The organism is Algoriphagus lacus, from assembly GCF_003583985.1.
Taxonomy (GTDB): domain Bacteria; phylum Bacteroidota; class Bacteroidia; order Cytophagales; family Cyclobacteriaceae; genus Algoriphagus; species Algoriphagus lacus.
The window spans coordinates 127,687-147,121 of the sequence record NZ_QXML01000003.1; the positions used below are offsets into that span (position 1 = coordinate 127,687).

16 protein-coding genes are annotated in these 19,435 nt (G+C 45.9%); 13 read left to right on the top strand and 3 right to left on the bottom strand.

Going from position 1 to position 19,435, the window contains the following annotated elements; genetic code table 11:
* Nucleotides 1-199: 199 nt before the first annotated feature.
* Nucleotides 200-1,534: a M24 family metallopeptidase gene (locus D0X99_RS07680; RefSeq protein ID WP_119477328.1), complete on the bottom strand. Its 1,335-nt coding sequence runs from the start codon at nucleotides 1,532-1,534 to the stop codon at nucleotides 200-202.
* Nucleotides 1,535-1,708: 174 nt separating this feature from the next.
* Here D0X99_RS07680 and bshA point away from each other — a divergent pair, with 174 nt between their 5' ends.
* The 12 genes from bshA (at nucleotide 1,709) to D0X99_RS07740 (ending at nucleotide 14,588) form a co-directional block, all read left to right on the top strand.
* Nucleotides 1,709-2,845: an N-acetyl-alpha-D-glucosaminyl L-malate synthase BshA gene (bshA, locus tag D0X99_RS07685; RefSeq protein ID WP_119477098.1), complete on the top strand. Its 1,137-nt coding sequence runs from the start codon at nucleotides 1,709-1,711 to the stop codon at nucleotides 2,843-2,845.
* Nucleotides 2,846-2,970: 125 nt separating this feature from the next.
* Nucleotides 2,971-3,597 carry a sterol desaturase family protein gene (locus tag D0X99_RS07690; RefSeq protein WP_119477099.1) on the top strand — a complete coding sequence of 209 codons (627 nt, stop codon included), beginning with the start codon at nucleotides 2,971-2,973 and terminating at the stop codon, nucleotides 3,595-3,597.
* A gap of 216 nt (nucleotides 3,598-3,813) precedes the next feature.
* Entirely contained in the window at nucleotides 3,814-4,638 is an 825-nt protein-coding gene (locus D0X99_RS07695; protein WP_119477100.1) for a Rossmann-fold NAD(P)-binding domain-containing protein, read from the top strand.
* A gap of 253 nt (nucleotides 4,639-4,891) precedes the next feature.
* Complete coding sequence (htpG, locus tag D0X99_RS07700) at nucleotides 4,892-6,778, top strand: molecular chaperone HtpG (RefSeq protein WP_119477101.1); 1,887 nt, start codon at nucleotides 4,892-4,894, stop codon at nucleotides 6,776-6,778.
* Between the two features lie 123 nt (nucleotides 6,779-6,901).
* Nucleotides 6,902-7,318 carry an RrF2 family transcriptional regulator gene (locus D0X99_RS07705; protein WP_119477102.1) on the top strand — a complete coding sequence of 139 codons (417 nt, stop codon included), beginning with the start codon at nucleotides 6,902-6,904 and terminating at the stop codon, nucleotides 7,316-7,318.
* A 74-nt stretch (nucleotides 7,319-7,392) separates the two neighbouring features.
* Nucleotides 7,393-7,671: a DUF2061 domain-containing protein gene (locus tag D0X99_RS07710; protein ID WP_119477103.1), complete on the top strand. Its 279-nt coding sequence runs from the start codon at nucleotides 7,393-7,395 to the stop codon at nucleotides 7,669-7,671.
* Nucleotides 7,640-8,344 (top strand): phosphoadenylyl-sulfate reductase, encoded by a 705-nt coding sequence (locus D0X99_RS07715; protein WP_119477104.1) that lies wholly within the window; start codon nucleotides 7,640-7,642, stop codon nucleotides 8,342-8,344. The genes D0X99_RS07710 and D0X99_RS07715 overlap by 32 nt, the downstream gene beginning before the upstream one ends.
* A gap of 203 nt (nucleotides 8,345-8,547) precedes the next feature.
* Nucleotides 8,548-9,444, top strand: a complete 897-nt coding sequence (gene cysD, locus D0X99_RS07720) for a sulfate adenylyltransferase subunit CysD (protein WP_119477105.1) — start codon at nucleotides 8,548-8,550, stop codon at nucleotides 9,442-9,444.
* A gap of 84 nt (nucleotides 9,445-9,528) precedes the next feature.
* A complete protein-coding gene (locus tag D0X99_RS07725) occupies nucleotides 9,529-10,788 on the top strand; it encodes a sulfate adenylyltransferase subunit 1 (RefSeq protein ID WP_119477106.1) in 1,260 nt (419 codons plus the stop codon).
* Nucleotides 10,789-10,959: 171 nt separating this feature from the next.
* Complete coding sequence (locus D0X99_RS07730; RefSeq protein ID WP_119477107.1) at nucleotides 10,960-13,059, top strand: HEPN domain-containing protein; 2,100 nt, start codon at nucleotides 10,960-10,962, stop codon at nucleotides 13,057-13,059.
* Nucleotides 13,056-13,838, top strand: coding sequence for a uroporphyrinogen-III C-methyltransferase (cobA, locus tag D0X99_RS07735; RefSeq protein WP_119477108.1), 783 nt, complete (start codon nucleotides 13,056-13,058; stop codon nucleotides 13,836-13,838). The genes D0X99_RS07730 and cobA overlap by 4 nt, the downstream gene beginning before the upstream one ends.
* 168 nt (nucleotides 13,839-14,006) lie before the next feature.
* Complete coding sequence (locus tag D0X99_RS07740) at nucleotides 14,007-14,588, top strand: precorrin-2 dehydrogenase/sirohydrochlorin ferrochelatase family protein (RefSeq protein ID WP_119477109.1); 582 nt, start codon at nucleotides 14,007-14,009, stop codon at nucleotides 14,586-14,588.
* 35 nt (nucleotides 14,589-14,623) lie between these two features.
* Here the strand turns inward: D0X99_RS07740 and D0X99_RS07745 are convergent, their stop codons facing one another.
* Nucleotides 14,624-16,282 (bottom strand): hypothetical protein, encoded by a 1,659-nt coding sequence (locus D0X99_RS07745; RefSeq protein WP_119477110.1) that lies wholly within the window; start codon nucleotides 16,280-16,282, stop codon nucleotides 14,624-14,626.
* A 205-nt stretch (nucleotides 16,283-16,487) separates the two neighbouring features.
* On the opposite strand from D0X99_RS07745, the gene metK reads away from it, so the two are divergent.
* On the top strand, nucleotides 16,488-17,741 hold the full coding sequence (metK, locus tag D0X99_RS07750; RefSeq protein ID WP_119477111.1) for a methionine adenosyltransferase: 1,254 nt from the start codon (nucleotides 16,488-16,490) through the stop codon (nucleotides 17,739-17,741).
* 116 nt (nucleotides 17,742-17,857) lie between these two features.
* On the opposite strand, the gene D0X99_RS07755 is transcribed toward metK, so the two are convergent.
* On the bottom strand, nucleotides 17,858-19,435 hold the full coding sequence (locus D0X99_RS07755; RefSeq protein WP_119477112.1) for a M1 family metallopeptidase: 1,578 nt from the start codon (nucleotides 19,433-19,435) through the stop codon (nucleotides 17,858-17,860).

Sequence of the window (19,435 nt, forward strand, 5' to 3'; positions counted from 1 at the left end):
AGGCCTTAGACTTAAGCCACAGGAATCAAGGCTTTTTTAGCTTACAGATTGCCTGGATTTCCACACATTTTTAAGTTGAGGATTTCAACACTTTGAGAGTCCTCGAAAAGTAAAATTCCCTTAATGAGTCGTAGATCGTCCAAATAAAATAAAAAAGGCGGGTTGCCCAGCCTTCTTTATCTTTAGTTTCCTGACGTTATTACTTCTTTCCTACCAAAATCAGTTCCTCCTGTGGGGTGATGAGGTATTCGGCACTGGTGTCGGTAACCACGGCCATTTCTTCTACAGAAATGGTTTTCTCGGTGCCATCTGGCTGCTTCCAGCAGTGAAACCCGTCAAAGGCAAAGACCATCCCTTTTTTCAACAATTTCTGGGCGGCAGGTCTTGGCTGTGGAAGTCTTGCTCCCCCTAAGTTTGGTCCCACATCATGCGCCACATATCCGACAGGGTGACCGGTACTCCAAGGCACATACAATGATCCGTTGGCATCCATGAGGTCACGCTGAGCCCGGTCGACATCTTCTCCTTTTACTCCAGGCTTCATGGCACCCAAGGCAGCGCGGCTTCCGGCTTTTCCGTTTTCCCAATATTTAAGAATTTCGGCAGGTGCTTCAGTTTCTCCGTCTTTTAGGACATAAGAAAATCGCTGGATGTCGCTTACCCAGATTCCGTACAGTTTCACTCCAAAATCGGTCTGAATTACATCGCCAGGTTGGATGACTTTATCCGTGGCATGAGAATGGCCTCGGTCGGGACCTGAATTTACATTTGGATTTTGGTCGGGGTGCCAAGCATCGGTCACTCCGTATTCGGCCATTTTTGCTTTGAGGAATTTCGCTACATCCGCATCTGTGGTTTTGCCTGGTTCTATCATCGCATAAGCTTCATGCTGAAAGTCTGAAGCTAATTGGGCTGCTTTTTTTAGGATTTCAACTTCCTCAGGAAGCTTGATCGAAAGCCACTCATACACCAGTTCATCAGAGGAAATCAACTTCTTGACATCCGACCCCATCAGACTGGCTAATTCCTGGTGCTGACTGTGGGTTAGACCATCTGCCATTTCATTGCTGGCCGAACTGTTGATCGCGATGTTTTGAAATCCCTTTGACTTGATAAATTCCACAGCTTTTTGCAGAGCAGATTCTCCACGAGGGACCCGTTCCACTTTCTCGTGGATGTCGAGATCGTCCAATGCCGTTGCTTCTCCATCCGGGGAAAAGACCAAAGAGTGAAAGCCGCTCTCGTCGTTGTAAAAAAGAAACGCGGCGGTTCCGCTCGCATTTTCTCCACCGACATGGGTCGCGATGGGATCGTTGTAATTTTCCCGGCAGAGAACCAGCCAAACATCCACATTGGCATTTTTAAGAGCTTCGGGGAGTAGTTGATTAATCCGTTTTTTGCGGATTTCAGGCCAGGGATTTTCTCCCCAAAGGGTCGCCGGGTCAATTTTCTCTAGGGTTGGTTCGGCTTTTTCAGCAGGCTGACAAGCCCAGAAAATTCCTAAAAGGGAAAAAAAGAACAGTGTTTTTTTCATGATCAGATTGAATTCATCGGAAAAATAATCAGGATTTTTTGACGGAAAAATCGACTTGTCAAAATGCAACAGTTTAGCATTCAGCGAAGCGGTCATAAAAAAAACTTATTTTGAACAAAAGAAGGAGTAAAGCGTGTTAGAAAGCCAGTCCCATAAACCGATCCTCGGTATCAAATGAAAATAGGAATAGTCTGTTACCCCACATTTGGGGGCAGTGGTGTGGTAGCCACAGAACTTGGTAAAGGTCTCGCGAAAGTCGGCCATGAGGTTCACTTCATCACCTACAAGCAGCCCATGAGGCTGGATTTTTTCAGTGAAAATTTGTTTTACCATGAAGTGGATATCAAGAGTTACCCACTTTTCGAGTTCGCACCGTATGAACTTGCCCTGGCCAGTAAAATGGTGAGCGTGGTAAAATATGAAAAGTTGGATTTGCTTCACGTGCACTACGCCATCCCTCATGCTTCTGCTGCTTACATGGCTAAGCAGATTTTGAAAACTGAAGGAATTCAAATTCCGGTTGTAACTACCCTACATGGTACTGACATTACGCTGGTAGGCAAGGATCCAAGTTATGAACCGGTGGTGACCTTCTCCATCAATCAGTCCGATGGAGTTACTGCAGTTTCTGAGGACCTTAAGAGGGAAACATATGAATATTTTGACATCAAAAGAGACATCCAGGTGATCCCTAATTTCATCGATTTGGAGCGTTTTAAAAGGCAACGAAAGGAGCATTTTAAAATGGCCATTTGTCCTCATGGCGAAAAACTGCTCGTACATACTTCCAATTTCCGAAAAGTAAAGCGTGTGGAGGATGTGATTCACGTATTTTATGAAGTAAGAAAAACTATGCCTGCCAAATTACTATTGGTGGGAGATGGACCGGAGCGTGACCGGATGGAGCGTCTGTGCCGCACCTTAGGCACTTGTGATGATGTGCGTTTTCTAGGAAAACTAGAGGCAGTGGAAGAAGTGCTTTCCGTTGCTGATTTGTTTTTGATGCCTTCTGAAAAAGAAAGTTTCGGCTTGGCGGCGTTGGAGGCCATGGCCTGTGAGGTGCCGGTCTTATCTTCCGATGCAGGGGGAATTCCTGAGTTGAATTTGGACGGAGTGACAGGCTTTGTTTGTAAAGTTGGAGATGTGGAAGATATGACTGCCAAGGCCAGGATTATTTTGGCGGATGAAAATCTTCCCGGGTTCAAGGAGCGGGCTTTAGCTAGGGCAAAAGAGTTTGACATCGATCAGATTTTGCCTCAATATGTAGCTTACTACGAGAAAACAATTGCTGCTACTCTCAGCGAGGTTTGAAAATTGTTGATGTAAATCATTTTTTAAAAAGTTTACACGAGACTCAAAAACCTTACCTTTGCGGCAGAGTTTAGGCTATGAACGGTAGTTTCATTCATTTGCTTTATTAACCAACTAGAACAGCTATGAAAAAGATTGGAAGATTGGATAAGCCCGACAATTTCGGTTCTGCCAAGATGTTTTCTAATCCTATTTTGGAGAAAATTTCCAGAACCCACATCATGGTTCCGATTACCATGTTTTTGGTAATTTCCTCAGTATCCTTTTATTACGCTGTCACCTCCACTGAGATTGGATTGGGCGTAGGGATTCTGGTTCTTCTTTTGGGTTTATTTGCCTTTACTTTTGTGGAATACATGATGCACAAGCATTTTTTCCACATGGAGCCAAATACACCCGCAAAAGACAAATTGCAATATACCGTTCACGGGGTGCACCATGATTATCCTAAAGACAAGGACCGTTTGGCTATGCCTCCATTTGTGAGTGCCGCGTATGCAGCAATCTTTTATTTGGTATTCAATCTGATCATGGGAGACTATGCCCTTTATTTTCTCCCAGGATTTTTATTGGGCTACACAGCCTATTTGGGAGTTCATTACATCGTGCATGCATACAATCCACCAAAGAATTTCTTTAAAGTGCTTTGGGTAAATCATGCGATTCATCATTACAAAGATCCGGAAACTTCGTTTGGTGTAAGTTCTCCGTTGTGGGACTTCCTGATGGGAACTATGCCGAAAAAAGACTGAAACAAGCCTCCCTTTGGGGAGGTTTTTTGTTTCATTTTTGCCTTTAAGACTCAATGACACTAAGAATTCTTGAAAATGGATTTTTTATAAATCCTTCGAAATTCAAGATTCAGTGTTTGACATTCGATACTTAAAAACGCCGATTATCGAATAAAGACCCTTTAGCTTAATAACCAATAACTAGATTGACGGCTACGTGGCCATAGCGAAAAAACCATGAAAACAGTATCCATCATCGGTCTAGGTTGGATAGGTGAGCCATTGGCTTTTCACCTAATGGGAAAAGGCCTTCAAGTTCAGGGCTCCACGACTTCTGGCGAAAAGCAGGAAAAGATTCGGGCAAAAGGAATCAATGCCATCCGCTTTTCCCTCAATCCATATCCAGAAGGTCTGGGATTCAATGCCCTCTTTCAATCCGAAATCCTGGTGGTCAATATCCCTCCTCGGACTCGTAGCGGAAATGGAGGGTTTCACCTCGAACAACTCAAATATCTCCGAAGTCTGATTGACCATTCCCCGGTCAGGAAGGTGATTTTTGTTTCAAGCACCGGGATATATCCCGAGGCTCCCACTGGAGAAAAATATGGGGAGAATTTTTTGCTGACCTTTGAAAATACTGGAAATCAAACCCTCCTGCAGGCCGAGCAACTGATGGACGAAGGGAGGGAGTTTGAGTTGACAATTGTTCGTTTTGGAGGATTAATGGGAGAGGATCGGATTCCGGGGAAGTATTTTTCAGGAAAAGAACATGTGGCAGGGCATACACGAGTCAATTTTATCCACCGTCAAGATGCAGTTCGGTTGCTGGGATGGGTGATCGATAAAGAACTTTGGAATGAGACATTCAATGGGGTTGCTCCGATCCATCCGCTGCGAAGGGAAGTCTATGAAAAAAATGCTTCCGATCTCAATATTGCGCCACCTATCAGCTATCAAAACGAACCCGAAGGCAACGACCGATTGATCGATTCCTGCAAGATTTTGAGGACAGGGTTTGAATTTGAGTTCCCTGATCCTTTGGGGTTTTTGTATGATTCCTAGCTTTTAGGCAGATTCTTTTTTCTAAAAGGAAATGAGAAAAACCTTCGCGATTTTGCTCCTTAGCGAGAAAAAAAAGTCTCGCCAAGACGGAAAGACGACAAGATAAAAATTCTTGATCTACGCCTAAGAACTGCCAACTGAGACTGCTTCCTGCCAACTCAAAAGTGTCATCTTGTCACTTTTTCACTCTTGGAACAGGCATTGATAAGACCCTCTTGTCAAATTTTGTGTTCAACTAAACCGATTTATACCCATGCAGGAAAAAGGCACGATCTCGATTCATACCGAGAACATTTTCCCGATTATCAAGAAATTCCTCTATTCTGACCATGAGATTTTCCTTCGGGAACTCGTCTCCAACGCAGTAGACGCTACGCAGAAAATCAAGCGACTGGCCACTTTAGGTCAGTATACCGGTGAACTCGGCGACATCACTGTTGAGGTGGCCTTTGATGAGAAAAAGAAGACCATTACCATCTCCGACAAAGGTCTTGGTATGACCGCCGATGAGATCAAAAAGTACATTAATCAGATTGCGTTTTCCGGTGCGACGGAATTTGTGGAGAAATTCAAGGATGCCAAAGACGCCAATGAGATCATCGGAAAGTTTGGCTTGGGCTTCTACTCCGCCTTTATGGTGGCCAAAAACGTGGAAATCCACACCCTTTCCTATCAGGCTGGGGCGGAACCCGCCATCTGGACTTGCGACGGCAGCACCGAGTTTGAAATCAAAAAAGGCAAAAAGAAGACCCGCGGAACAGACGTAATTCTTTACATCAATGAGGATTCCGAAGAATTTCTAGATAAGTGGAAGCTTCAGGGCATCCTGGACAAATACTGCAAGTTCCTGCCTGTTCCGATCAAGTTTGGCACCAAAAGCGAATCAGTAGAAGATGGCGTCGATGATAAAGGAAACAAAAAGTGGAAGTCCGTGGAAGTGGACAATATCATTAACACCACCTCCCCAATCTGGACCAAATCCCCTAACGATCTCAAGGACGAGGATTATTTGGCTTTCTACAAAAGTCTCTATCCCATGAGTGAGGATCCGCTTTTCTGGATTCACCTCAATGTGGACTATCCTTTTAACCTGACCGGGGTCCTATACTTCCCGAAAGTCAAAAACGAATTCGAACTTCAGCGCAATAAGATCAAGCTATTCAGCCGTCAGGTGTTTATTACCGACGAGGTCAAGGACATCGTGCCGGAATTCCTGATGCTCCTGCATGGAGTGATTGATTCTCCGGATATTCCTTTGAACGTGTCCCGAAGCTTCTTGCAGGCGGACAGTAATGTGAAGAAAATCAACAACTACATCACCAAAAAGGTAGCCGACAAGCTGTCCGAACTCTTCAAAAAGGACCGAAAAGCCTACGAAGAAAAGTGGAACGACATCGGTCTGTTTGTGAAGTATGGCATGATCTCCGAGGAGAAATTCTACGAAAAGGGCAAGGAATTCACCTTGCTCAAAAACACCAAAAACGAATACTTTACTTTGGATGAGTACCGTGAAAAGGTAAAGGCCATCCAAACGGACAAAAATGACCAGACCATTTTCCTCTATTCCACCGATCTCAACAAGCAGGACAGCTTTATCGACTCGGCCAATAAAAAGGATTACGATGTGCTGGTGCTTGACTCTCCGATCGACAGCCACTTTATCCAGCATATCGAAACGAAGTTGGAGAAAACCCAACTGAAGCGGGTGGATGCTGACGTGGTGGAAAAACTCATCCAAAAAGACTCCACCTACGCAAACCTTTTGACCGAAGATCAGAGCAAGTCCGTAAAGGAACTCTTCGAAAAGGCGATCAACAATAAGAACTACAGCGTGGAAATCGAAGGCTTGAGTCCGGAAGAAATGCCGGTGACCATCACTATGGAGGAGTGGATGCGCCGCATGAAGGATATGGCACAGACCGGCGGCGGACCGATGAGCTTCTACGGCAGCTTGCCGGATAGCTACAAAGTCGCAATCAACGGCAACCACCCTGTGGTTGACAAGATTCTCAAAGCCGAAGGCGAAGAAGCCCAAATGAAACTTGCCAAGCAGGCATTTGACTTGGCCTTGTTGTCTCAGGGCTTGCTGACCGGCAAGGATCTGACCGCTTTTGTGAAGCGAAGTGTGGAGATGATTTAATCAGGTTGACCTTCGACGCTTAATAATACCTCGAGAGTTGAACGAATCCCCGGCTATTGGTCGGGGATTTTTCTTTGCCCACTGTCGTACTAGGCTATTTCCCAAAATCCAGTATTTTTGATCATGCTTTCCAAAAAGACCAAGTACGCCTTGCATGCCCTGACCTATCTCGGTAAGCACCGGGAGAATAAGACAGTATTGATCCATGATATTGCTGAGGAATATGGGATTTCACATAAGTTCCTCGAAAACATCCTGCTTGAGCTCCGCAAGGCTGGCTACCTAGGCAGCAAAAAGGGGAAAGGTGGGGGCTATTACCTAATTAAAGAACCTAAGGACATTGCACTATCTAAGGTCATACGACTTTTGGATGGACCGATTGCCCTTCTCCCTTGTGTCAGTCTCAATTATTATGAACCCTGTGCCGAATGCAAAGATGAGTCTCACTGCGGCATTAATAAAGTGATGGCCCAAGTACGAGACGAGACACTCAAAATACTGGAAAACAAGTCATTACAGGATGTTCTCGACGGAGAATAAAATTTTTTTCTAATAAAGTCTATAAAAATTATAGGGTTTACATACTTTTGTTTTTCCTAGCCGTAAATACCTTCATGATTTTAGACCAATTCACCAAAAAACTTTTCTCCTCCAAGCCGGGGAAAGACAGCAATGCCAAAAGCTTGCTCAAGTCCATCTCCTGGAGGATAGTGGGAACGATTGACACCATCGTCATTTCCTACCTGGTCACTGGTCAATTGGTGATGGCTGTGTCCATCGGTTCGGTGGAGGTTGTATCCAAGATCCTGCTTTATTACCTGCATGAGCGGGTTTGGGAGAATGTAACTAAAGAAAAAATCAATGAGCCAGAAACTGAACTTGTTCGATCTTGAATCTCAGGTAAATGACCTAAGTCCGGGCGAAGGGTTGGCTTTGATAGCAACTCTTTTCCCTGGGAAAACGGTGTTTTCTACCTCTTTGGGTCAGGAAGATCAGGTAATTACGCAGCTGATCGCTTCACAAAATCTCCCGGTTCAAATCTTTTCTCTGGATACGGGGAGGCTTTTTCCGGAGACGCTGGAACTTCTTGCCCGTACGGAAAGCAAATACAAAACCCGCATCAAGGTCTATTATCCGGAAACTGCCTCGGTGGAAAAGTTGGTATCTAATATCGGAATCAACGGTTTCTACGAATCAGTTGAAAATCGCAAATCCTGCTGCTTTGTCCGAAAGGTGGAGCCTCTAAAGCGAGCCTTGGCTGGAAATGAAGTTTGGGTCACCGGTCTACGTGCCGAGCAAAGTACCAACCGCAGTGCGATGAAGCGAATCGAATGGGATGAAGCCAACCAAATCATCAAATATAATCCCCTGTTGGATTGGACTTTTGAAGAAATGATTGCCTACATCGAGGAGCATAAGATCCCATATAATCCGCTTCATGATCAGGGATTTGTGAGCATTGGTTGTGCGCCTTGTACCCGTGCGATTCTTCCTGGTGAAGACGCCCGTGCTGGCCGCTGGTGGTGGGAAGACTCGAAAAAGGAGTGTGGGCTGCATGCCAGATAGCAGTTGGCAATGTGCAGTTGGCAGTAAACTTCGCCGTTCGATATTCAGAATTCGAAATTTGACATTGAAAAATTGGAAGATTGAAAGTTACCCTGTCAACCTTTGGGTCTGATAATTAAACAAAGAATGAAATAACGAATGATGAACGCTGAAAGTCGAATATCGAAGACCGCGTAAATCGTAAATCAAAAATCGTAATTCCTATGAACCTATTCATACCAAACCCCAAGGAAGCTGAATCCATTCAAATCCTGCGGGAAGTAGCGGCTCAGTTTGAGCGACCGGTGCTACTTTTCTCAGGAGGTAAAGATTCGATCACTTTGGTTCGCTTGGCCCAAAAGGCCTTTTTTCCGGCTAAAATCCCTTTTCCCCTGCTTCACGTTGACACCGGTCACAATTTCCCAGAGACCATTGAGTTTAGGGATTGGCTGGTAAAGGAACTGGGCCTGGAACTCATTGTGCGCAATGTCCAGGATTCCATCGATCAGGGCAAAGTCCGAGAGGAGCGAGGCCGCTATGCCAGCCGAAATACTCTTCAAACTACTACGCTATTGGATGCAATCGAGGAGTTTAAGTTTGACGCCTGCATCGGTGGCGCAAGACGGGATGAAGAAAAAGCCCGAGCCAAGGAGCGGGTGTTTTCCGTTCGGGATGACTTCGGGCAGTGGGATGAGAAAAATCAGCGTCCGGAGCTATTTGACATGCTCAATGGGAAAATCCATGTGGGTCAAAACGTCCGCGTATTCCCTATTTCCAACTGGACCGAACTTGACGTTTGGGAATACATCCGAACCGAAAACATCGCCATTCCGAGCATCTATTTTGCGCACAAGCGTGAAGTCTTCTTCCGCGATGGAATGATTTGGACTGCCAATGAACATGTCTTCCGTGAAGCTCACGAAGAAGTGGTAGAGCGAATGGTCAGATTCCGAACAGTAGGCGATATGACTTGTACCGCGGCTGTTCTGTCTGAGGCGGTTTCATTAGATGAAGTAGTGTCGGAAATCCGACAGTCTACCATCTCCGAGCGTGGGGCACGAATTGACGACAAGCGGTCCGAAGCCGCAATGGAGACAAGGAAGAAAGTGGGATATTTCTAAAAGTAAGAGGTACGAAATTCGAAGTACGATTTAAGGATTTGGTCGTGGACTGTGGGCTGTCGACCGTTGACAAAGAATTAAACTATGGACATACAAGGCAGAAAACTCATCAAAATCGCCACCGCTGGTTCGGTGGATGATGGTAAAAGCACCCTCATCGGTCGCTTGCTATACGATACACATTCCCTGACCACCGACAAAATCGAAGCCATCGAGCGAAGCAGTAAGCAGCGCGGGTACGATTACCTTGACTTTTCGCTGGCAACTGATGGATTGGTCGCTGAGCGAGAGCAAGGAATCACCATTGATGTCGCGCACATTTATTTCAATACAGACAAAACCAACTTTATCGTAGCGGATACTCCGGGTCATGTGGAATACACGCGAAACATGGTGACCGGTGCCTCGACTTCCCAGGTTGCAGTTATCCTGATCGATGCCCGAAAAGGAGTGATCGAACAGACCTATCGTCACTTTTTCATCAGCAATCTGCTGCGGATTTCCCATGTGGTCGTCGCCATCAACAAAATGGATTTGGTAGGCTATGAGGAAGATGTTTACCTCAAAATTAAGTCTGACTTTGATGCATTAGTGGCAAAAAGCAACTTTCGGGAGGACCAGATTACCTTCATTCCTGTCTCTGCTTTGAAAGGGGAAAATGTGACCCGAAAGTCCGAACACATGCCTTGGTATGTTGGAAATACGCTATTGGATCATCTGGAAGTCTTGGAGCCGGAAGATTTGCAGGAAAGCACTGCAGCGAGATTTCCGATACAGTTGGTGATCCGTCCCAAGACGGAAGCTTTCCATGATTTTAGAGGATTCTCCGGGAAACTTTATGGAAATAAGCTCAATGTCGGCGACCGGGTTACTGTGCTGCCTTCCGGAAATGAGTCTACCATCAAAAGCATTCATTTCTTTGATCAGGAATTGGAAAGTGCCGCTCCAGGTTCGTCCATCGTCCTGACTTTGACGGATGAGGTGGATTGCAGCCGAGGGGATATGATTGTGAAAACCGGTGAAGCGCCTAAAAGCGAAAAATCAATTTCAGCCACGGTTTGCCAAGTCAACAGCAAAGCGCTGAAAGTGGGTGGGAAATATATTCTGCAACATGGGATCAACCGAGTGTTGGCTAAAGTGGATCAGATTGAATCCCGAATTCACACGGACTTTTCCGGAACAGAGGAAACCGATCAACTGAAGCTCAATGACATTGGCCGGGTTCATTTTCGATTGAGCAAACCGATCCACTTCGATTCCTATCATCAATCCAAGTCAAACGGAGCATTTATCCTGATCGACGAGGGGAGTTTTGATACGGTGTCGGTGGGATTTATCGAGTAGAAGCTAGTCTTAAAAAACAAGACGCTAGACAAAAGACTTCGATGTTCAATTTTTTTTAATACCGAATATCGAACGCTGAACATAGAACCTAAATAACCAGCCCTGACCACGGTCTTGGCTTTTTCTCATAACCTTAAACCTATTATTCCTATAGGGAAAAATTTTCACATTATGCAAAGCTTTCGAACCGAACTTGAGAATCCGATAGTAGAGAAAGATATTCTTGAATTGGAGCGCAAAATTGCCCTTTTCCGGGAGGGAAAGATCGACGAAGAAAAATTCAGAAGCCTGCGCCTTGCACGCGGGGTTTACGGGCAGCGGCAGCCAGGGGTGCAAATGATTCGGATCAAATTGCCTTACGGACGAGTCACAGCACCCCAGTTGCGTAGGATTTGCAAAGTCTCGGAGGAATATTCCACCGGCCGATTGCATATAACCACCCGTCAGGATATCCAGATCCACTACGTAAGTTTGGATCGGACGCCACAGCTTTGGGCAGAATTGGAGCGTGACGATGTGACCCTTCGTGAGGCTTGCGGCAATACCGTTCGAAATGTGACGGCATCAGAACTGGCAGGAATTGATCCGAATGAGCCTTTTGATGTCACGCCTTATGCGGATGCCACATTTCGCTACTTTTTGAGAAATCCAGTTTGCCAGGAGATGGGACGTAAGTTTAAGATGTCCTTTTCCTCTTCAGATGAAGATACGGCGTTGAGCTATTTGCATGACTTGGGTTTTATCCCAAAACTCAAAGAAATCGACGGCAAGCAGGTCCGTGGATTCAAGGTCCTCTTGGGAGGAGGCTTGGGTTCACAACCCCGACATGCGGATTTGATCACCGAGTTTTTGGAGACAGACCAACTCATCCCTTTCACCGAAGCGGTGCTCCGAATCTTTGACCGACACGGAGAGCGGGCTCGAAGAAATAAGGCCCGGATGAAATTTTTGGTCAAGGAGATTGGTCTGGATGCTTTTTTGGAATTGGTGGAAAAAGAGAAAAAAGCCCTTCCGTTTTCAAGCTTTCCATTGGAATTTGAGGATTATGAATCCGGTAAAACCCTTCCCAATCCGGAAAGTCCCAGTCTTGAAAAAAAGCCTGGGCTGGATTTTGAACTGTGGAAACTAACCAATGTCCTGCCTCAGAAACAGGCCGGCTTTGTCTCAGTAGGAGTGAAAGTCCCGCTTGGCGATTTTTACATCGATCAGGCAAGAGCATTGGCAGACTTGGTGGAAAAATATGCCAATAATGAGGTTCGCTTTACTCTTCGTCAAAATTTCCTTATTCGGGATGTACGTGCCGATTTGGTGCCGTTTTTCTATCAGGAGTTACAAAAGATTGGACTTAGCCAAAGAGGTTACAACACCTTAGGCGATATCACAGCCTGTCCGGGCACAGATACCTGCAATCTGGGAATTGCAAGTTCCACCGGGATAGCCGAGGAGCTGGAAAAAGTAATTCTAAACGAATACCCACAATACCTGCAAAATCGGGATCTGGTCATTAAAATCTCCGGATGCATGAATGCCTGCGGGCAGCATAACATGGCGCACATTGGTTTTCAGGGCATGTCGATGAAAGCTGGAAAAACCGTCATTCCTGCGCTTCAAGTGCTGTTAGGTGGCGGGAATCTCGGAGATGGCAACGGCAGATTTGCAGATAAAGTAACCAAAGTACCAAGTCGTCGGGGGCCACAGGCTTTGCGCATTTTGTTGGATGACTTTGAGAAAAATGCAGGAGGTAATGACTTCCTTAGCTACTACGATCAGCAGGGGCAGATGTATTTCTATGAACTGTTGAAAGAACTGAGCGATGCCTCTACGGTGACAGCATCCGATTCCGTGGACTGGGGTCATCAGGAAGCCTATGAAGTGGCTGTGGGTGTGGGTGAATGTGCCGGTGTAGTCATCGACTTGGTCGCTACCTTGCTTTTGGAGGCTTTGGAAAAACTCGATCTTGGAAAGGAAGCGCTGGAGCAAGGTCGCTGGTCAGATAGCATCTACCATCACTATGCCGGATTGATCAATGCCGCCAAGGCACTTTTGCTTAGCGAGGATGTCAGTACCAACAGCTATGCGAATATCATCAGCCTGTTCGACGAGAAATTTGTGGAAACCGGCAAAATCCAATTGGACGGAACTTTTGCCGAAAAAGTCTATCAGATCAATCAGCATGAGCCGACAGAGGAATTTGCAAAGGCCTACGCCAAGCAAGCCATGGGGGTTTATAGCCTTTTGAAAACGTATCGGGAAGAGGAGGTCGAGGCATGAGAACGACCATCAACCCGAAAGTTACCCTTGTTGGGGCCGGCCCCGGTGATCCCGAATTGATCACTCTGAAAGCTGTGCTAGCACTGAACACCGCTGACGTAGTTCTTTATGATGCATTAATAGACCCTGTTTTGCTTAAACATGCTCCCGCAACTGCACTGAAGATCTTTGTGGGAAAGCGAGTAGGAAAGCACAGTACCCCGCAGGAAGACACCAACCAACTTTGCGTGAGCCTTGCCAAAAGGCATGGGCACGTGGTCAGGCTGAAAGGAGGAGATCCCTTTGTCTTTGGGCGGGGGGCGGAAGAAATCGAGTACATCGAGACCTTTGGGATTCCCACGGCGGTGGTTCCGGGTATTACATCAGCGATTGCAGTTCCAGGCAGTGCAGGAATTCCGGTGACCAAAAGAGGGGTTTCCGAGAGTTTTTGGGTGGTCACAGGAACGACCACAGCTGGCGAGCTTTCCCGTGATTTGGGTTTGGCAGCTCAATCTACGGCAACTGTCGTGATTTTGATGGGAACCAAAAAGCTGGGAGAAATAACTGAAACATACCGTAAGGCAGGAAAGGAAAATCTTCCCATTGCCGTCATCCAAAGCGGAACTACCCGGGAGGAGAAAATTACCGCCGGGTTTATCCATGACATCGAGCAAAAAGCTGTTGAAAACCAAGTTGAAGCTCCGGCGATTATCATTGTTGGAGAGGTCGTCAGGGAAAGTGTTCGATTGGCAGAGGTGTATAGGGAGGCAGTTTCAGTGGTCAGTTTACAGTCGAAGTAGGCAGTCACAATCCCAGTGGGCAGTTTCCAGTGGCAGTTGGTAGTGAATAAGCTTCAGGTAAATTTCGCCAAATAACACCATTTACTTTGCTCTAAAGCGGATTCTCCAAAGTAGGGACAATATCCGGTACCTCTTTTCTTCAATTGAATCCAAAGTCTTAAGTCCATTATGAACCATCTCTATCCCATTTTCCTCAAAGTCCACGAACTCAACGTCCTTCTGGTCGGGGGAGGATTTGTGGCTACGGAAAAGCTGGAATTTCTGCTAAAGTCCAGTCCCAGAGCTCAGGTGACAGTCGTTTCAAAAATGTTCCGTCCTGAATTTTTGGAATTGGCAGAAGGAAAAGAAACCGTCACTCTTATAGAGGATGTTTACCATGAAAAGTATTTGGGAGGAAAGCACATCGTCATCGCTGCCACGGACAACAAACCAGTCAATCGGCAAATCCGCGATGAGTCCAAGGAACGCTTTTTATTGGTAAATGTGGCCGACACCCCTGAACTGTGTGATTTTTACCTTGGTGGCATTGTGACCAAAGGCAACTTGAAAATTGCGATTTCTACCAACGGCAAGTCTCCCACTACTGCCAAGCGACTTCGGCAATTGCTTGAAGAAGTGCTGCCAGAAGAGATCGATGACTTGCTCGAAAATCTAAACGCATATAGGGCTACCCTCAAGGGAGACTTTGAGTACAAGGTGAAGGCCATGAATGAGATCACGGAGGAGCTGGTTAGAAAAACGGAGAGTTGAAGGAGTTAAAATGTGATTTTTCTTCCTTGTTCGGTCTACTTATCCACCTTTGGTAAGGGATTTATCCCGGTCATTTCCCAATGCCCAAGGGAAATCGGAATTCCACCGATCCCATTCAGTTGATCGAAAAACTCCCTCAGTTTGAATTCTTCTCCTTTTTCTTCTTTGGTCCGGGCAAAATCAGCCAGTGCATTTTCAAGTAGATGCTTCCCGGTGATGTAACTCGAGCCGTAGCCCGGTTGGCGCATGTACAAATGCTGCTCAAAAAGCAGAAGTTCTTTTTCCGTTTTCATCCAACCTCTAGGTGTGTAATTTGAATGAATGCCACCTGCTTCGACCATGGTCATCTCGTTGGCTTGGGCATAGAGTGAACCCAATCCTCTAGCTGCCCTTTGAGCGATCATGATGTAGACAATTTCCCGGGATCGCGGAGAATTTTGGTAAAGCCCTGCATCCATAAACATCTCCTCAACAGCAGTAGCCGTGCCCTCATTTCTGGAGTCAAAAATATTGTAAAGCAAAGGTCCTTTTCGGATTGGGCTGGCATGCGGTTCATTGTCCATGATAGCCAACTCAAACCAATGGTAAAAATGAGAATACAAGGGAAGTGGATCAAAATGCATCCCAATGGTAAAGAAGTTCCTCTTTTCTTTTGGAATAAAATTCCCGCGGTGTTCTCTCAGTGCAGGTTCAAAATAATCCTTTACAGTTAGAATTTCCTGATTTCGAAGAAAGGCCATCAATTCCTGAATGGATTCCTCTGTCAACTTTTCAAATTCTTCCGGAGTATTGGCTTCGGATAGAGGAGGCAAATTCCGGTTTTGGTGTTCCTCCAATTTCAAGGAGGCCCACGCCCGGGCAAGTTCACGTTTGAGAATCATTACCTCATCTTCCCAGGTCAGTGGTACCAAGTGAACATTTTGCTGGTACCAGGTGTAATTTTCCTTTCCAATGCCGGAAGGTTCGGACTTTTTGGGGGCTTCCGCCTCCAGCCAGTTTACAAGATCTTCAGTGGAGGTGATGGCTGATTGGATAGCCTGGGTCAAGGATGGATCTTCTCCCACTCCTGGAAAATCCAAAAGCTTTTTTAAGTCCTCGACTTGCTGGCGGATTGTAGGGATTCCGGCGGCCCAGAGTTCTTTGGCATTTCCAATCAGATTTTCTTTTGCTTGGGAATTCAGTGGAGTGATTAGTTGGATTTTTTCTAAAAACCGCTGCTTCGATTGATCATCCAAAGGGAATGAAAACTGCCAAACTTCCGTCACTCCATGATGCGTTGGCCCTTCATGTGCCGGGACATCGCTTCGCTCCATCCAAATGGAGTTGTAAAATGCAGGATCCCGTTCCCAGGGTTTAAGCACTCGGTAATTGAAATCAAAGCCATTCATTTCCGCCCAAACAATCCTCCAATCCACCTGTTCGGCAATGGTCCAACCCGTGGTATCCATACTAAGGAGTTTATTTTGAATCGCTTTGAATTGGGGCATTCGCTGGTCAAAAGTACCCTTTCGGTAGTCCGGGGCACCTTCCAATAAGGGAGGGTTTTCGAAAGTCCGCCATTCCTTGAAAAGCGCAACCAAGTCGTTATGAGTAGCCGGCGTCTTGGAATCAGTCGGTGGTGTGCTCGAAGGGCCTTGGCAGCTAAGCACTAGGCCAAGGGACAAAATCAGTAAGGAAGAGTAGAGCGTTCGCATGAATGAGTACAAAAGAGGTAAATGAAAGATAGTCTCTCGGATTTCATTATCCAATTGAAAAAGGGGATCGAAATCCAGTTTTCCCCAAAGGATATGAATGAAGGCTGACCTAGAAAATGGAGCTTGGACTTCGATCCGGTTTTTTATTTCCCCCAGTTCCTGTAATTTTGGGCACCTTTGAAAAACGCATCAATTATTTAAAATTATGGCATATTTATTCACCTCAGAGTCAGTGTCTGAGGGTCATCCTGACAAAATCGCTGACCAAATCTCCGACGCGCTGATTGATAATTTTTTGGCCTTCGATCCTAATTCCAAAGTTGCTTGCGAAACCCTCGTGACCACAGGACAGGTAGTCTTGGCCGGTGAGGTGAAATCTGACATTTACCTTGACGTGCAGAAGATTGCCCGAGACGTGATCAACCGCATCGGCTATACCAAGAGTGAATACATGTTTGAAGGTAATTCCTGTGGGGTACTTTCTGCCATTCACGAGCAATCAGCGGATATCAACCAAGGTGTGGAAAGAAAAAATCCGGAGGAGCAAGGTGCCGGCGATCAAGGAATGATGTTTGGCTATGCCACCAACGAAACCGAAAATTACATGCCTTTGGCTTTGGATCTTTCGCACATGATCCTCCGTGAACTGGCGGATTTGAGAAGGGAAAATAAGGAAATCAAATACCTCCGTCCGGACTCCAAGTCTCAAGTGACGATCGAATACAGTGACGACAATGTGCCTCAGCGAATCGATGCGATTGTAGTTTCTACCCAACACGACGATTTCGATGCCGAGGAAGCCATGCTGGCAAAAATCAAGTCCGACATCATCAATATTTTGATTCCTAGAGTGAAGGCTAAATTGAAGCCAGAGCTACAGAAACTGTTCACTGATCAGATTACCTACCACATCAACCCGACCGGCAAGTTTGTGATCGGTGGCCCTCATGGAGATACCGGTTTGACTGGCCGAAAAATCATCGTGGATACCTACGGTGGTAAGGGTGCTCACGGTGGTGGCGCTTTCTCCGGAAAGGATCCTTCAAAAGTCGACCGATCTGCCGCATATGCTACCCGACACATCGCCAAAAATATGGTTGCCGCAGGTGTGGCTGACGAAATTCTTGTGCAGGTTTCATACGCGATCGGTGTGGCCAAACCAATGGGGATCTACATCAATACTTATGGTACCTCCAAAGTTGGACTTTCTGACGGAGAGATTGCCAAGAAAGTGGAAGCCATCTTTGACATGCGTCCGTATGCCATCGAGCAGCGCTTGAAGCTGAGAAATCCTATCTATGAAGAAACTGCCGCTTATGGACACATGGGCAGAAAAAATGAAGTAGTAAATAAGACCTTCTATTCTCCGTACCGCGAGGCAGTGACCAAGGAAGTCGAGCTTTTCACGTGGGAAAAGCTGGATTTTGTGGACAAGGTGAAAGAAGCATTTGGACTATAAAAAATGAAAACCCCGAAGAAATTCGGGGTTTTTCGTTTTAGTGGAGACCTGCCGGGATTTAATAATCAGGCAGGTCTTTTTCATAGTGGAGGACCAAATACCTGAGATCTTTTACTTCATTTCTCCAGCATCAGCCAACCGTTTGGGTCAACGACTGGAACGGTCTGGCTTTTGACTTCGACTGCTTTTTTTCCCACTGTGATTTTTTGAATTCCTTCTGATGTCTCTATCTCTACTGGAATTTCAAACTCAATTCCCTGAAGAGAAATCATATATCCCTCTTTTCCTTTTTTGCTCACTTTCAATTTAGGGATGGAAGTAGTGTAGAGATATAAGTCAAAAAATCCCTTTAAGTCTTTTTGGGTATAGCTTTGGACAAAATCAGTGAAATCCTTGGTGGTAACCCGATTCTGATAAGTGAATCGCTCATCCATGACAAAGGCTTTGATAGCCGGAAAAAACAACTCATCTCCCAAGACTCCGCGAAGCGAATGGATGACCATTGCCCCCTTGGTGTAGATCTCCGGATGATAAGCTTGTTCCTCAGTTGAATTTAGAGGACTGACAACCGGCTTCGCATGAGGAATATTTTTGGCTTCCGACTTGACCTTGGCAAAATAGGCATCCGGTCCTCCATGCTCCCAGTAAAAGAGCCAATCCCCGTAGGCAGTCAATCCCTCATGAATCCACATGTCAGCCCAATCGCCCACGGACACCTTGTTTCCAAACCATTCGTGCCCAAGTTCGTGATGCAGCAACCAATCGTACTTGACTTCTCCCATGGGTATGTACTGGAAATTATTCCCATAGGCATTGATGGTCTGATGCTCCATCCCGAGATAGGGAGTTTCCACCACGGCTATCTTGTCTTCCGGAAAAGGGAATGGACCAAAATACTTTTCTTGGGTTTCGGTGCTGACTTTTAAAATTTCAAGCAGATCCTTGGCTTTTGCCCGATTTTCCTGAAGTACCCAAACGTGCATCGGGATGGTTTTTCCTGAAACTGATCTGAAATCCAGCCTTTCTTCCTGGAAAATCCCCATTGTAAAGTTGATGTTGTACACATTGATTGGGTAATTGGTCGACCAATGGTAAGTGATTTTTTCACCTTTTTCTTCGGCTTCGATCAGGCGCCCATTGGAGGCGACAAAGTAGGGTTTGGGTGCAGTGATAAGTACATCAACTCCCTCACTTGGTTCGCTGGAAGGATGGTCCAGCGCAGGCATAAAGATCTTTGAGCCTTCGCCCTGATCCGAAAATCCCATCCAATGGTTGCCGAGTTGGTCTATTTCCCAGGTAAATCCTCCAGTCCAAGGGGGATTTTGTGCGATGGGAGTTTTCCCCCCATAAAAAACCTGCACCTGATGACAAGTACAGTCAATGGGAATGATATCCAGCATATCGTTTTGATGGGAAAACTGAACTTCTTTTCCATCCATCAGGACTTTTTCCACCTTGTATTCATCGATCAGATTGAGCCGGAGGGTATCTAGTTTTTCGTTTGCAGAAAAAGAAACGGTATTGGAACCTTGAATGGATTGGCTTTCAGGTAGGAGTTCCAGTTCCAGTCGGTAATGCAGCACCTTGAATTTCCTCTGAAGCGGATCGATGGGTCCGCCCCAATCCCAATTTTGAGAAATTGCATTCTGGCAAAGGATTAGAAAAAGCAATCCGGATAATAATGTTTTGATCAT